The organism is Veillonella sp., from assembly GCF_015058545.1.
Taxonomy (GTDB): domain Bacteria; phylum Bacillota; class Negativicutes; order Veillonellales; family Veillonellaceae; genus Veillonella_A.
Genome location: NZ_SVCB01000053.1, coordinates 1 through 15,180, shown reverse-complemented (window position 1 = coordinate 15,180; position 15,180 = coordinate 1). Strand labels below are relative to the sequence as shown.

General features: G+C 39.3%; 14 protein-coding genes, 1 rRNA gene and 1 pseudogene. 6 read left to right on the top strand and 10 right to left on the bottom strand.

Annotated elements, in window-relative coordinates; translation table 11 throughout:
- Positions 1–90 (top strand): 5S ribosomal RNA (gene rrf, locus E7204_RS03540); the annotation flags it as partial.
- Positions 91–949: 859 nt separating this feature from the next.
- On the opposite strand, the gene E7204_RS03535 is transcribed toward rrf, so the two are convergent.
- Positions 950–1,690 carry an IS30 family transposase gene (locus E7204_RS03535; protein ID WP_295181603.1) on the bottom strand — a complete coding sequence of 247 codons (741 nt, stop codon included), beginning with the start codon at positions 1,688–1,690 and terminating at the stop codon, positions 950–952.
- A 208-nt stretch (positions 1,691–1,898) separates the two neighbouring features.
- Complete coding sequence (gene lexA / locus E7204_RS03530; protein ID WP_021841831.1) at positions 1,899–2,582, bottom strand: transcriptional repressor LexA; 684 nt, start codon at positions 2,580–2,582, stop codon at positions 1,899–1,901.
- Between the two features lie 270 nt (positions 2,583–2,852).
- Between lexA and E7204_RS03525 the strand changes: the two genes are divergently transcribed.
- The 3 genes from E7204_RS03525 to E7204_RS03515 all read left to right on the top strand — a co-directional run bounded on the left by E7204_RS03525 (position 2,853) and on the right by E7204_RS03515 (position 4,015).
- Positions 2,853–3,167, top strand: coding sequence for a LysM peptidoglycan-binding domain-containing protein (locus E7204_RS03525; protein ID WP_021841830.1), 315 nt, complete (start codon positions 2,853–2,855; stop codon positions 3,165–3,167).
- Positions 3,168–3,384: 217 nt separating this feature from the next.
- Positions 3,385–3,651, top strand: a complete 267-nt coding sequence (locus E7204_RS03520; protein ID WP_295181599.1) for a type II toxin-antitoxin system Phd/YefM family antitoxin — start codon at positions 3,385–3,387, stop codon at positions 3,649–3,651.
- Positions 3,638–4,015: a Fic family protein gene (locus E7204_RS03515; protein WP_295181597.1), complete on the top strand. Its 378-nt coding sequence runs from the start codon at positions 3,638–3,640 to the stop codon at positions 4,013–4,015. Before E7204_RS03520 ends, E7204_RS03515 begins: the two co-directional genes overlap by 14 nt.
- A 3-nt stretch (positions 4,016–4,018) precedes the next feature.
- Here E7204_RS03515 and E7204_RS03510 read toward each other — a convergent pair whose 3' ends face one another.
- Positions 4,019–5,017 carry a site-specific integrase gene (locus E7204_RS03510; RefSeq protein ID WP_295181595.1) on the bottom strand — a complete coding sequence of 333 codons (999 nt, stop codon included), beginning with the start codon at positions 5,015–5,017 and terminating at the stop codon, positions 4,019–4,021.
- A 242-nt stretch (positions 5,018–5,259) separates the two neighbouring features.
- Positions 5,260–8,079 (bottom strand): FAD-binding and (Fe-S)-binding domain-containing protein, encoded by a 2,820-nt coding sequence (locus E7204_RS03505; RefSeq protein WP_295181592.1) that lies wholly within the window; start codon positions 8,077–8,079, stop codon positions 5,260–5,262.
- A 607-nt stretch (positions 8,080–8,686) separates the two neighbouring features.
- On the opposite strand from E7204_RS03505, the gene E7204_RS03500 reads away from it, so the two are divergent.
- Positions 8,687–9,154, top strand: coding sequence for an S-adenosylmethionine decarboxylase (locus tag E7204_RS03500; RefSeq protein WP_295181590.1), 468 nt, complete (start codon positions 8,687–8,689; stop codon positions 9,152–9,154).
- A 211-nt stretch (positions 9,155–9,365) separates the two neighbouring features.
- Here the strand turns inward: E7204_RS03500 and E7204_RS03495 are convergent, their stop codons facing one another.
- Positions 9,366–10,043: an HAD hydrolase-like protein gene (locus E7204_RS03495; protein ID WP_295181588.1), complete on the bottom strand. Its 678-nt coding sequence runs from the start codon at positions 10,041–10,043 to the stop codon at positions 9,366–9,368.
- A 164-nt stretch (positions 10,044–10,207) separates the two neighbouring features.
- Between E7204_RS03495 and E7204_RS03490 the strand changes: the two genes are divergently transcribed.
- Entirely contained in the window at positions 10,208–10,459 is a 252-nt protein-coding gene (locus E7204_RS03490; protein WP_006556772.1) for a (2Fe-2S)-binding protein, read from the top strand.
- A 138-nt stretch (positions 10,460–10,597) separates the two neighbouring features.
- Here E7204_RS03490 and sufU read toward each other — a convergent pair whose 3' ends face one another.
- From sufU to E7204_RS03465, 5 genes and pseudogenes are all read right to left on the bottom strand, one after another.
- On the bottom strand, positions 10,598–11,032 hold the full coding sequence (gene sufU / locus E7204_RS03485; RefSeq protein ID WP_295181585.1) for a Fe-S cluster assembly sulfur transfer protein SufU: 435 nt from the start codon (positions 11,030–11,032) through the stop codon (positions 10,598–10,600).
- A 36-nt stretch (positions 11,033–11,068) separates the two neighbouring features.
- Positions 11,069–12,298 (bottom strand): SufS family cysteine desulfurase, encoded by a 1,230-nt coding sequence (locus E7204_RS03480; protein ID WP_295181583.1) that lies wholly within the window; start codon positions 12,296–12,298, stop codon positions 11,069–11,071.
- Between the two features lie 22 nt (positions 12,299–12,320).
- The gene (locus tag E7204_RS03475) at positions 12,321–13,370 is read right to left on the bottom strand and encodes a SufD family Fe-S cluster assembly protein (protein ID WP_295181581.1); all 1,050 of its coding nucleotides are present in this window, start codon (positions 13,368–13,370) and stop codon (positions 12,321–12,323) included.
- Between the two features lie 9 nt (positions 13,371–13,379).
- Positions 13,380–14,789: a Fe-S cluster assembly protein SufB gene (gene sufB, locus E7204_RS03470; protein WP_295181579.1), complete on the bottom strand. Its 1,410-nt coding sequence runs from the start codon at positions 14,787–14,789 to the stop codon at positions 13,380–13,382.
- 9 nt (positions 14,790–14,798) lie between these two features.
- Positions 14,799–15,180, bottom strand: a pseudogene (locus E7204_RS03465) (ABC transporter ATP-binding protein); the annotation flags it as partial.

Sequence of the window (15,180 nt, the reverse complement as noted above, 5' to 3'; positions counted from 1 at the left end):
CCTGTTCCCATCTCGAACACAGTAGTTAAGCTCGTATACGCCGAAAGTACTTGGCTGGAAGCGGCCTGGGAGGATAGGTAGTCGCTGATTAAGAAATGTAAAAAGGTCATGCCGAAAGGCATGGCCTTTTTGCATTCCTAACAAGATACCTAGTATCTTGCTAGGAGCCGCTTCCAGCCAATCTTGTACAGGTATTTACTATCTTAGAAGCACAACGAGGAAGCGGAGCTGGGAAAAGTAGGGCAAATGATTTGAAGGAGCACAGCGACGCACAAATCGTATTGCATCACTTTCTTTCGAGCAGTAGCGAGAATGATAGGTAGTCGCTGATTGAGCCGGTATGACTCTGCGTTACTAAATAAGATAACCGCAGCGAGCGAAGCAATGCGACCACCGCCTAAATCAATAGTGCTTTCTTCCTCTAGCCCCTATAGCAGTAACAAATTAACCTCTATCGCACCAAGCGAAGCAATGCGGTGAGGCACTAAATCAATAGAGATAACTCTAATCCCATCATCAAGACACTTCTTTTAGAGTGTCTTTTTTAGTTATTGATTAATAATGCGCCATTTCACCTTAATTATACAGATGCATTCTATGTAAATAAAAAATAGATATTAACTATTAGATATAAATACACTTTTCTTGTTAATCCTCTTAAGAATACTTATTTTATAAAACATTTACAAAATACATAATAATATGAACTTGTTAGATGTAATTATTTATCATGATTGAAAAATATTATTCTTATCAGGTAGTAACTAAACCGCATAAAATATAAATCATTAAAAAACATATAAAAGTAATAGAGTATTCCTATTTTTAATACGTGTATATTGGAAAAATGGAGTATTCATTAAAAAATTTAAGTCTTGAAGTTTTCTTTAAATTGGAGTATTATAATAATAAATTGCAATAGTAAATTGCAATATGAAATTGAACACTTTTAAAACCCCAGTAACTTATTAACTTCTTCAATGAAGGCTTCTTGTGGTGTCCGGTAATTTAGAATTTTGCGTGGCAGTGCATTACACCAATCGGTAGCTCGTCGAAGTGTTGCTTCCGAAACGTCACGAATGGCAGTTCCTTTGGGAATAATACGACGTAATAAGCCATTGTGCCGTTCGTTGGAACCACGTTCCCAAGCTGCATACGGATGAGCAAAAAACACTTGTAAATACTCTGTTTCTAGTTCAGCAATAGATGCAAATTCAAGGCAGTTATCGGCCGTAATTGTCTTGCAGAGTTGCTGTAGTGAGTCATGAGTACTAAAACTTAGTAACCAGCTTTCTAGCGTATTTTTAATATCAGCAGCTTTAGCTGATGGAGAGCGCAACGTTACATATGCACGTGTTTTACGTTCCAATAGGGAAATAATCACTTCATCATGCTTATCTTTAATACCACGGACAGTATCAAGTTCCCAATGACCAAATTCTTCACGAGTCAGAATAGACTCATCGCGTAGATCAATGGATTTACCAAGGTTTTTCTTGTGTTTACGCGTATTAGATTTACGCGTAGAACGACGTAATATTAATGGTAAATCCATGGGCTTAATACGGAGTAGACCTTCATGTAGATAGTTATATAAAGTTTTGGTAGACACCATTTCATTACGTACAAACAAGCACTTACGCAAGGCGTAGCCTACGGCAGCATCAAGTGACCATTTATGGACTAACACCTGCTCTTCTACCCACGTAAGAAACGGTACAATAATACCGGCTTTCCGAGTGTTAAAAGAGCCTTGGCGCGTTTTCTCGTAGTTAATTATTCAATATATCTTTTTTTGTGCAAAAAAAAGTAGGCGCCAAGAGGACACGCAACTAGCGTTTCTCTTTAGCGCCCCAAAATAAATTATAGAACCGAAAATATAAATGACAGACTGACTATTAAATGTGATCACGAATTAAACCGATAACTTTACCCTCGATAGTACAGGAATCTGTATAAATAGGTTCAAACTCACTGTTTTCAGGCTGTAAACGAATTCGATTGGCTTCACGATAGAAGCGTTTAACTGTTGCTTCGTCATCAATACGGGCTACTACAATATCACCGTTATTAGCGGTTTGTTGATTACGAACGATGAGTAAGTCACCTTCATACATGCCGATATCACGCATCGACTCACCGCGCACACGAAGGAGGAAACATTCGGAATTACCAATTAAGGATAAAGGAAGCGGAATAGTAGCTTCCTGGTTCTGAATAGCCGTTACCGGTGTACCGGCTTGAACCGTACCGATTAAAGGAACATTACGTAAACGAGCCTGGAGCATTTCAAATGTTTCGGACGAGGTAACCTGTTTATCAGCAGACACTTCTACTTTAGGCGCCATTTTAGGCTTAAGGCCAACAACTGTAATAGATCGGTTCTTATTTACATCACGGGTAATATAGCCAAAACGTTCTAAAGTATTAAGATGGCTCTGAACCGTAGAAGTAGAGCTCAATCCCATATACTCACAAATTTCACGAACACTGGGGCAGCGAAATTTAGTTTCTAAACACATGGTAATATAATCCAAAATTTTCTTTTGTTTTGAGTTAATATCGGTAGCAGGTCGTCTCACGGCTATAACCTCACAATCTAAAATACTTAAAATCTGTCATTAACTAAATAGTCATATATTATGAAATGTAATTTATAAAAATTGGCGTACATAAACTATCTCAATGTTATTATAGAACGTATTTACAAATATTGTCAAATAAAAGTTCGATTTTCAGCTTGACCGAACATTTATTCGTGTGATATACTAAGCGTGTAAACAAACATATATACCGTTAGTAATGTTCGTTTAAATACTATTTAGAAAGCATAGTTCAATGAGGTGATTGTTATGAAACGCGATTTTTTAATTGTTTTCAGTATGTTCTTAACCTTAACCGTAGGTTATTTTATGAATACGCCAAGCATTGAGTTAGATACGCATAATGTACGCACCGTAACCGTAAAAGCCGGTGATACTGTTTGGGGCATTGCTTCCCAATATGCCAATGATCATATAGATATCCGTGAAATGGTTCACGCTGTTAGTACGTTAAATAAATTAGACGAAACTGCCAGCTTAGAACCGGGTCGTACACTCAAAATACCTACTGTTAAAACACAGAACGATAAAGTATTCAGTGAATACGTAGCTCAGAATGAATAATCTGTTCGATTGATAATCTCGAACAAATCATTCAAAGTTACTAATTATGTTGACAATTTAATATACATATAAAAAAGAGCTTCCCAGCGGCTGGGAGGCTCTTTTTATTCGAGTTAAATTAATATCCTCCACACAAAATAGGATAAATTCATCCTATTTTGTGCTATAATATAGTTATCACATATTACACATTAAATTCACAATGAGAGGAATTACCATGATTACAGATACAAATAATTTAATTTCTATTACAGAGGCCAATCAAAACTTCTCTAAAGTAACTAAACATGTTGATGAAAATGGCCCTGTAATAATCTTAAAAAATAATAAACCAAAATATGCAATCATTCCAATCCATATGTTAGTCAAAGAGTCAACAGCCGGCTACAATGTTAATCCGCATCGCGATATACTCGAAGCTTCTAAAAAGCTATTACAAAAAAATAAGGAAGCTTATAAGGTATTAGCTAATGAAGAAAATTAATTTAGATGAAATTTTATTAATCCATGAACAAATGATTGATACATTTGGAGGCACAAATGGGATTAGAGATAAAAAATTACTTGAATCTGCAATACAAAGCCCATATCATACTTACAGTGGAATCGATATCTTTAATTCTATAGAAGAAAAGGCTGCTCGTTTAGGCTTTGGAATTATTAAAAATCATCCTTTTATAGATGGCAATAAAAGAACCGGCATACATTGTATGTTGCTACTATTATTAATTAACGATATCGACTTAAACTATAGTCAAAAGGAATTATGGGAAATAGCTTTAAAAATTGCACATAACGGCACATACGAAGATTTACTTGAATGGATAGAATCCCATAAAAATTTTTAGTTCTTATTTACGTTTATTACCAAATATCGTACTAATAGGATTATCCACAAATTTATTGGCTTCGTTGATATAGCGACGTACCATATTAACGCTATGATGACGTGTTTGACGCATAATGTTACGCTCTTCAACACCAAATGAAGCTGCGGTCGTAGCAAAACCGTGACGCAAACTGTGAGCGCCATACATTGCCGGGTCTAAACCTATAAGTTCAACATATTTCTTTACAATCTCCGCAATACTTTTATCACTCAAAGCCGTCTTGCGAATGTCCATTTTCTTCGTAAACCTTCTGAAAATTGGGCCACTTTTAATACCAGTATACCGGAGCCATGCCTTAACGGCCCTTACAGCGCAAAATTCGGCGTTTTCTATATAAGGGATAGCTACAACCGCACCTTGACCTTCTTGATCGGCCTTTGATGAGCGTACAAAGATTTCGAGCCCCTGTGGTGAAAATGTTAAGTCTTCCACCATTAAGGCACTGATTTCACTACGTCGAAAAGCGCCCATAAAGCCGATTAGAAGTATAGCTTTATCTCTAAGGAGTTGTATTTCCGGTAAGTTAAGCGATTCCATCTCCTTAAAAATATCTTCCAAATCTTCTAAAAGGATAGGGGTTTTACCTTGCTGATACGTTCCTTTAAGTCGACGAATACCACGCAAAGCTGAACTTACTAAGGATGACTTACAAGGATTATCGGCTAAGCCGGCAGCATTAAAGTTTTCAGAAATAGCACTGATACGCCTTGATATGGTATTTGCTTTAGCGTGATCGGCTAAATCGTTAATATAGTTAACAATAGTTTCCGGTGAAGCCGGGAAAAAATCAACATGACGGGATTCACACCAATAGACAAAATCATCCCAGTCGGATTCATAAGCATCAACAGTATTATCTGATTTAGAAGACAAAATGCTTAATTTAGCTTTATCAGAGAGTTTGCTGCTGGCCATGAGTATTTCATTGTCACGTAGATAAAAATGTTTGTTAGATGGCATATAGAAGACTCCTTAAAGTGGCTAAAACACTGAAAAGTGCTAAAACACTGATTAGGGCTGAATTAGGCCTATTTTTATATAAAAAATTACTTCCGATAATATATCGTTATCGGAAGTAATTATATCATATCACTCTATTTAGTTCAATAGCCATGGCTTTTACAGTCTCTATTAAACCGTTTAGATTACTGTAAATAGTACCGCATACAGCAGCAGTACTATTTACAAGTATGCGCCAAGAATTATTTTCTTGTAGAACAACGATCCAACAAGTATGCAATACTTACAAACGGAATACCGCCGCTTTCGCCAAGACCGATTTCACAAGTAGAACTGGAACTTACACCTAAAGTTACACCTAAGTTTTTAACTTCTTCGGCTAAGTCTTTAGTAGATGATTTATTAAGTTCCGGTGTGAAGAAACCTTTTTGACCGGCAAAACCGCAACATGCGAAAGATTTAATATTGAATACTTTATCGGTACATGCACGCGCTAAGTTTTCAATATAACCGCCTTTATTCAAGGTCTTAATCTTACACTGTTTATGAACGATAACGGATTCATTGCATTTCGTTACATTCAAGTTTGGTAAAATCGTGTACAAGAATTCGGAAATATCAAGAATTTTCAAGCCTTTAATATGTTTGAATGCATGATTGAAGCAAGCGGAATGGTCGATAACAATCGGATAAACCCCGCCTTCACTGGCTTTAGTTAGCGCTTCAGTCAAATCAGCCAACGCTTGTTTGTCGATTTCTTCATAATTTTCAAAACTTAAACCACAGCATAAGTTTTCAATATGTGGCGGATAAATTACATTGTACCCTGCCTTATCGCATAAGCTTTCAAATACTTGTTGTAAGCTACGGGTATTATCATAACCTTGGTTTTGACGGAATGCACGGTTAGCACAAGTACTGAAATATACTACATTTTTCTGATAAGCCGGATTACGTTTGTTCGTCAATTTGTACGTATTAGCTTTTGGCATTGTTTCCGGTACGTATGGTGTTAAACCGGTAATCTGATGTGCATCTTCGGAGATTTTTGCCAATAAAGACTTAGTTGCTACTTTACCGGCTACACCACCCAAAGTGGCCCCTACTTTAGCGGCTTTTAAGGTATTACTAAAGTTGTTATAAATAGCATGAGCAATGCCACGGCCCTTCGGATTGATTTTGCGCATAGAAATGGCGATTTGCGCCGTATCGATGCCCAAAGGACAAAGCATGGAACACATGGAACAAGCTGCACAGGTATCTACACCATAGTATTCATAGCCTTTTTTAAGTTCTTCGGCCATAACAGTATTGCCTTCTTTAAGCAAGCGTTGTTCTTCGCGAAGTAAGGAAATACGTTGACGTGGTGTTAAGGTTAAATTACGGCTTGGACAGTTGCGTTCACAGAAACCGCATTCCATACACATATTGTATAATGGGTCGATATCGCTCATAGCTTTTAAATTCTTTTTGTAAACGTCAGGATCATCAGTGATCATAACATCCGGATTTAATAAGCGTTGAGGGTCGAAAATTTCTTTAATACGACGGTTAACGGCATAGGCTTTTTTGCCCCATTCCAATTCAACAAACGGAGCAACCATGCGGCCTGTACCATGTTCGGCTTTGATGGAACCTTCTACACCGGCTACGCGTTCTGCCATTTCTTTTACAAGGCCGGCAAAATTATCCATTTCACGCTGTACGTTGAAGTCAGGTGTAATGATAAAGTGAACGTTACCGCTTAAGGCATGACCAAAAATAATACCGCTGTCTTCGAAATCGTATTTTTTGAACAATTCCGTAATCATTTCAATGCCATCGGTGAAGTCTTCAATTTTGAAGCAAACGTCTTCGGTAATAACCGTAGTGCCCGGACGACGAAGGCCGGCAGCAATCGGTAATAAACCTTTACGAATTACCCACCAGGAATCGTATTCTTTGGCATCTTTGGAATATAAGCTTGGGATTACGGTCGGAATATCTTTCAACTGATCTTTAATGTATTCCAAGTTAGCATCTAATGTTGCTTCATCATTACTTTCCGATTGGAATAAGATACAGCTGGTCCCTTCCGGTACATTGTGTACGAAGGACGGAACTTCCGGTAATTGTTGTACGCTCTTAAGACTTAAATAGTCCATCATTTCAGCAGCCACGACTTTATCACGCGACATATTGGCCAAAGCCACTACGGCACGGGAGGCATCGTTTAATTTAGCAAAGAACAAGAGACCGCAGCCTTTGTATTTTGCGTCATCTACACAGTTATAAACGACTTCGCTTACGAAACCGAGCGTCCCTTCACTGCCGATGAAGATGTGATTTAAAATATCTACAATATCTTCAAAATCGACTAAAGAGTTAATACCGTAACCGGTTGTATTCTTAATTTTATATTTGCGACGAATTAAATCTACTAATTCACTATCAGCCATGATTTCGTTGCGCAAATTAAGCACATCGTCAATAAGTTGGCTCTTGGTTGCCATGAATTCTTTAACACTTTGCGGATTACCGGTGTCAAGAATCGTGCCGTCTGCCAATACAGCACGCATAGAGCGAACCGTTTTATAAGAGTTTTCAACTGTACCGCAACACATACCGCTGGAGTTATTGTTAAAAATACCACCTACCAACGCTGTTGTAATGGTAGCGGGATCCGGACCGATTTTTTTGCCATATGGTTTTAATGCTTCGTTCGCATCAGCTCCGATTACACCGCAAGCTAAACGAATAGCATTGCCGTTTTCAAGAACTTGTACGGATTTAAAGCCGTCATTGGCAACGATTAATACATCTTCAGATGATGCCTGGCCGGATAACGAACTGCCGGCTGCACGGAATGTTACCGGCGTACCGCAACGATTAGCCAATAATACTAATTGCACTACTTCTGCTTCCGTATTAGCTTTTACAACTACTTTCGGTAAATAGCTGTAGCAAGATGCGTCAATACCATAGGCATAACGCAGTAGAAAATCGGTGAATACCCTATCCGGTGCAATTTTCTTTGCTTCTAATACAAAAGTGTCATAATCTCTCTTCAACTGTAAGCTCATATTAGGACCTCCCACATCGTATTGTGCCACTCAGCACTACTGTACGACTTCATATAGATTTAGGATAGCATACCGAACTTATCATGTAAATCAACTATATAAGCATAACCAATACTCATATGTAAAGGGACCTTGTAAAAACCTATAAATTACGGAAAAGTTAAAATACTCAATGTACATTTGATTCCACGAAATGAATAAATTTTTTATTTTAGAGGTTAATAATTCATAAAACTCATTTTAAAGTTAATTAATAGTAATTCTCATAATACAAGATATTTTATCCCCGTTTTTATTATTTAGCACACAATGTACTTGATGTATCTTTTACCATTTTACAATTAGCCCTGTTTCAAGGTATAATAAAACGATATAAGAATACATAAAAGTCATAAAATAATTGTACTTACGCTCATACTAATAGGATATTGCGATCCTGGAGCTAAGTTCTAACCATCGGTATAACAAGGGATTAAACAATAACAATACCAGTAATAGTAAGTGTAAACTAAGAAACTCAATTTATCTAATATACGACGATACTCAATAAGGAAGGTGTAAGTATGTCTAACGCAATAGGAACTCATTTATTAATAGATTTATATACTTGTTTGAAGACGTAGTCAATTCCCCGCTAATCATTCAGGAAAGCGTGACCAATGCTTTGGAAGCAGCACAACAGCCGATCGATGAAATCAGCTGCCAGGTACTGGATGACGAAGTGGTGTTATTGGCCGTGTCTCCCCATTGCCACATCGCCGTTCATGCCTATCCGGACATGGGCTATGTCGCCGTAGATATTTATACCTTTGACTTACCGCTCCAAGCAACTCTAATCATGCGCGTTTTAAAACAATCCTTTGGTGCTGAACGAGTTAAAGCAACCAGCATCAACCGTGGCGACTTCGGATCTATTCGTGATATGAAGCCTCGTAAGAAGACTTCCCTATCCGCTATGGCCCGTGTTACCCGTACTCGTATGAGCCTTAAGCAAACGGGCTCCAAATTAAAAAATACGGGCAAAAAAGTGTTCAATGTCATTGCTAAAAAACGCGACCCACAACCTCGCGACTAACAGCTAGCCATTTACTAAAGCTATAGCTAACCGTTTACTAAGGCTACAGCTAACCGTTTACTAAGGCTACAGCTAGCCATTTACTAATGGCTATAGTAATGTGCTGTGAAAACCAATAAAATTAAGATTTTGCAACAAAAAAGCTATTCTCTGTATTATAAATATAACATTATAATAGGAGAATAGCTTTTATTCGCTATGCAGTTGTATTTTACAGCAAAGTATCTACCGCAATATTTAAGATAACATCAGACGGTGTATCGCAGAGATAATCAGCACCGGCGGCTTCCAACTCCTCACGTGAGCCATAGCCGTAAGTCACCGCTACAGCACGGCAACCAAGCTTTTTAGCCGCTTCCATATCGTATTTACGGTCGCCTACCATATACCAACCGGTAATGTCTTTTTTAGTGCGATTAGAGGAAATTTCTTGCATCGCCGCTAACGCTTCTTTTAAAACATCATCCTTATGGGTAACACCACGGGCTGCATCGGCCCCTTTGATGATTTCAAAATATTTGGTAAGGCCAAAGTGTTCCAATACCTCATTAGCCAAATGCTGCGGTTTAGCCGTTGCCACCGCCACATAGGTATTAGTTTGACGCAAAGTAACCAACATGCGCTCTACATCTTCATAAACACGATTTTCAAATTTACCGATAGTTTCATAACGTTCTTTAAAATAACCGTATGTTTCGGCTGCTTCTTCATCGTTCATGCCGCAGTGTTCGCGCAATGAATCAACAATAGGTGGCCCGATAAAGAGTGTTAAAATCTCATCACCCGGTACGGGTACCCCTTTCTTTTCCAAAGCATAGACAACGGATTTTTTAATACCTTCCGCGGAATCGGTAAGCGTGCCATCTAAATCGAATAAAACGCAAATCATAGGTTCTTCCTTTCTTTATTAACTCGCTTATTCTTATTAACATAGAATTTGCAATCTATGATACAATAAGGTTACAGATAGATTAAACTAATGAGTTTTGAATCAGATTTTATGTATAAGTATATGTACAAGAAGCTATACTGAGTAGTATAGGAGGTAAAGCTATGGATTTTGAAGAACAAAAAGTTCCCGACAGCATTTTGGACAAGTACACTAAAGTTTGTACCTGTCGCAGTATATCGCGCAAGACGATTAAAGAAGCCATCAATGACGGCTGTGATACCATTCCTAAAATCAGAGAACGCACCGGCGCCGGTACCGGTTCCTGCGGCGGTAAAAACTGCGGTGTTCGTATCGTGAAACTGTTGCAAGATATGGGCAAATTACCAAAACCGGGTGCAAAAAAAGAAGATTAATAGTTGCTTATTAAAAGCGCTACAAATTACAGCAATTTAATACTAAGAATCGGTTTGCCGATTGTTAAAAAGGAGTTAACACATAGCAACAAGGTTGTTATAGGTTAACTCCTTTTCATGTATTTCAGCAATTAATTATTAATTTGCTTCTTTTTTCAATGCTTCTTTAAGTGTATGCCATGCCAAAACGGCACATTTTACACGAGCCGGCATATTGGAAATATTTTGAAGTGCCATGGCATCTTCCAACTCTTCCAACTCAGCTTCATCCGTTACTTCTTTTTTAATCATACCGAGGAAAAGATCGACTAAGCGGAATGCTTCTTCAACACTCTTCCCTTTAATGATATCAATCATCATCGAAGCGGATGCTTGGCTGATGGCACAACCGGAACCGGTATAAGCGGCATCTTTAACCATACCGTCTTCTACATCGACCTGTAAGGTCAAATCATCGCCGCAACTTGGGTTGTGACCATGTTCAGATACGGTAAAGGTATCCAACAAGCGCTTATTACGTTTATCCTGATTATGTTCTAAAATTAACTCAGTATATAACTGATCCATTTCCATACTAAGGAACTCCTTCTAGTTTTCTGTAACCTTTTCTTAATCTTCAAAGCCCATGGTAGGTCTTACTTTTTTAACAGCGTCCAAGAAGATATCGAGATCTTCTTTACGGGTGTAGACGTACATGCTCATACGGTTAGAGGCAGGTACTTTGTAGTACACACCGAGCGGTTGAGCACAATGGTGGCCGGAACGAATGCAAACGCCATAGCTGTCCAAAATCGTAGCCACATCATGTGGATGTACATCATCAATGGTAAAAGCAATAACGCCATGTTTTTCTTTAGGATCTTCGGAACCCAATACTTTAACATGAGGAATAGCCACAAGTTTCGGCAACACATAGGCTACCAATTCTTTTTCGTACGCATTGATATTATCCATACCAAACTGTTCCAAATATTCAATGGCGGCTTTTAAAGTTACAGCGCCATGAGCATTTGGCGTACCGGCTTCAAATTTATACGGTACTTCATTGTATGTAGTGGTTTGTTCCTGTACGTATTCAATCATGTCACCGCCCAATAGGTATGGTGGCATGGCTTCCAATAAGTGACGTTTACCGTACATAACACCGATACCTTGGGAAGCACACATTTTATGGCCCGAGAAAACGAAGAAATCACAATCAAGGGCCTGCACATCAATTTTCTTATGAGGTGCCGATTGAGCGCCGTCGAGAACGACTACGGCACCCACGTCGTGAGCGCGCTTAGTCAATTCTGCTACCGGGAATTCCATGCCCAGTACATTACTTACATGAGCAAAGGCTACAATCTTCGTATGGCTGTCGATTTTATCCATTTCGCCGTCTTTAAGATGACCGCTTTCATCAAGGTACATGTATTCCAAGGTAGCGCCCGTAGTCTGAGCTACACGCTGCCAAGTTACTAGGTTGGCATGATGTTCCGCAACGGTGATTACGATTTTGTCACCTTTTTTAACATTATGCATACCATAGCTGAAAGCAATTAAATTGAGACTTTCCGTAGTATTACGTGTCAATACGATTTCTTCGCGATATTTGGCATTAATGAAACGCTGTACCGTATCACGTGCTGTTTCGTACGCTTCGGACGCTTCCACCGCTAAAATATGCGCTCCGCGATGCGGATTACCGTTGTGATTCTTTAAATGAGTTTCCAAAGCATTAATTACATATTCCGGAACCTGAGTTGTCGCACCGCTGTCTAAATACACCAAGCGATGGCCTTTATGTTCTCTTTGCAATATAGGAAAATCTTTATAAGCTTCTGCAATCGACTTCATAATACACCCTCTTATTCTTCAATTAAATCTTTGCACGTACGGCTTGCAATACAATCTCTTCTAATTCTTCATCATTAAGTCGATCAATAACAGGTCGCAACATAGATTCTACAATAATATGTTTAGCTTCGTCTTCGCTGAAACCGCGACTCATCAAGTAGAACAATTTAGTCTTGTCGAGCTGTCCGGCGCTGGCCGCATGGTTACCTACTACATTGTCTTCTTTACAGAGCAATAACGGTAAGGAAACCGATTTAACAGTCGGATCAAGTAATACACAAGTATCTTCTTCCGCACCTTCGGAAGCAATACTGCCTCGAATGAAGTCCAAAGTGCCGCGGAAAGACTTCTTAGCGTTGTCGCCTAAAGCACCGAGTACATGAATATCGCTGACGGATTTAGGTGCTACGTGGGACATAAGCATAGAAATATCAAATTTCTGGTTATTGTCGCCTAAGTACGCTAAATCGTGAACAATATGTGCTTCTTCACCAACAAGGTCTTGCGTATAGTGTAAGAAGCTTTCGCCACTACCTAATTCTACATTTAAGTATTCGACTTTACTGTTAGCTGCCAATTGACTGTAACGATGTTCAATTTGCTGTACCCCTTCACTGAGAAGCTGTACTTTTTTGAAAACTACGTTCGCGTTTTCAGCTGCTTTAACTTCTGTTAAAAGGTTCAAACCACCGGTTTCGGCTGCCCCTTTAACTACATATAATACTTCCAAAGAAGCATCTTTAGCCACGTCGATTGCCAAACGAGTTCTATCGCCTACGCTTTTACCTTCGGCATCAATCGTGATAATTACTTTTTCATTACCGCCGGCCGGCACTGTAATGGCCATGCCTTTAGTAAAATCATTGGTTACGGCTGCTAAAGAAGTAGCTTCCGCCCCTTCAAAATCAGCTTTTAATAAAGCTTTAGCAGTTAGCTCGGTAACAACGCCTTCATTAGCGCTTACCGTAACTGCTGCCGCTGTATTACCACCGGCAACCGTGCCTTCCGTATGATTTACCTGTAACCATCGGAAAGTAGGTCTTGGGAGTTCATTAAATAATACGTTACTCATCTGTACCTCCTAACCGATAGAGCCTTCAAGCTCTAAGGAAATCAAATTATTCATTTCTACCGCATATTCCAATGGCAATTCTTTGGAAATCGGTTCTACGAAACCGCGTACCAACATGGCGCGAGCTTCTTCTTCGCTGATACCGCGAGTCATCAAGTAGAAAATAGCTTCGTCGGAAATACGACCAATCTTAGCTTCATGACCCAAGTCCACATTGTCGTTTTCGATAGAAATGGAAGGAATTGTATCAGATTGAGAAATTTCATCCAACATCAAGGATTCACAAGAAACGGTAGCTTTCGCGTGTTCTGCATTTTTACCAATGTTCAAGACACCGCGGTAAATAGCGGCACCGCCACTCTTAGAGATAGATTTGGAGTTAATATTGGAGGTTGTATGAGGTGCTACGTGAACTACTTTAGCACCGGTATCCAAGTACTGACCTTCACCGGCAAAGGTTACACCGGTAAATTCACAATGAGCGCCTTCACCGGCTAAAATACTCATTGGATACAAGCAGGATACTTTGGAACCGAAGGAACCGGAAACCCATTCAATGGTACCGTTCTTACCGACTGTACAACGTTTAGTGTTCAAGTTGTACATGTTCTTAGACCAGTTTTCAATCGTGGAATAACGAAGGGTTGCATTATCTTTTACAAATAATTCAACACAACCGGCATGTAAGTTGGCTACATTGTATTTAGGAGCGGAACAACCTTCGATGAAGTGTGCTTTAGCACCTTCTTCAATAATAATCAAAGTATGTTCGAACTGACCGGCACCCGGTGCGTTCAAACGGAAATAGGACTGAAGCGGAATGTCCACTTGTACGCCCTTCGGAACATACACGAAGGAACCGCCGGACCATACAGCACCATGCAAGGCAGCAAATTTATGGTCTGTTGGAGGAACCAAGGTCATGAAGTATTTCTTTACGATATCTTCATATTCATGAAGCGCCGTTTCAATATCAGTATAAATAACGCCCTGTTTTACGAGGTCTTCCTGAATGCTGTGATATACAACTTCGGAGTCGTACTGAGCGCCTACACCGGCGAGGGATGTTTTTTCCGCTTCCGGAATCCCCAAGCGGTCAAAGGTGCTCTTAATATCTTCCGGAACTTCGTTCCAGTCACCTTTCATGTCAACTTTCGGTTTAACATAGGTAACAATATTAGCCATATCAAGGCCGCTAATATCCGGAATCCAGTTTGGAATATCCAATTCATTGTAGATGCGCAAAGATTTTAAACGAAAATCGAGCATCCATTCCGGTTCGTTTTTATTTTCCCAAATTTCGCGGATAATATCTTCCGTTAAGCCCGCATCCGATTTATAAGAATATTCGAATTCATTCTTAATATCGTAGACGCCACGGTCCATATCCTCCACGTATGTTTTCTTTCTAGTTTCCATGAGTGCCTCCTAAACTAACGCTTTGTAAGCATCATAGCCTTTGCTTTCAATTTCCGCTACCAAGGAAGCGTCGCCGGTTTTTACGATGCGGCCGTCAATTAATACATGCACGAAATCAGGTTTTAATTTCTGCAAAATGGAGTTATGGTGAGTAATGATAAGTACAGCGTTGTCTTTCGTATGGAAACGATCTACACCGTCAGATACGATACGAACAGCGTCAACGTCAAGGCCGGAGTCAGTTTCGTCAAGCATAGCCAATTTCGGGTTCAATACGGACATCTGCAAAATTTCGTTCTTTTTGCGTTCGCCGCCACTGAAACCTTCGTTTACATAACGTTGTGCATAGGAAGCATCAAAAGACAATTCATCCATTTTAGTTTTCAATTCT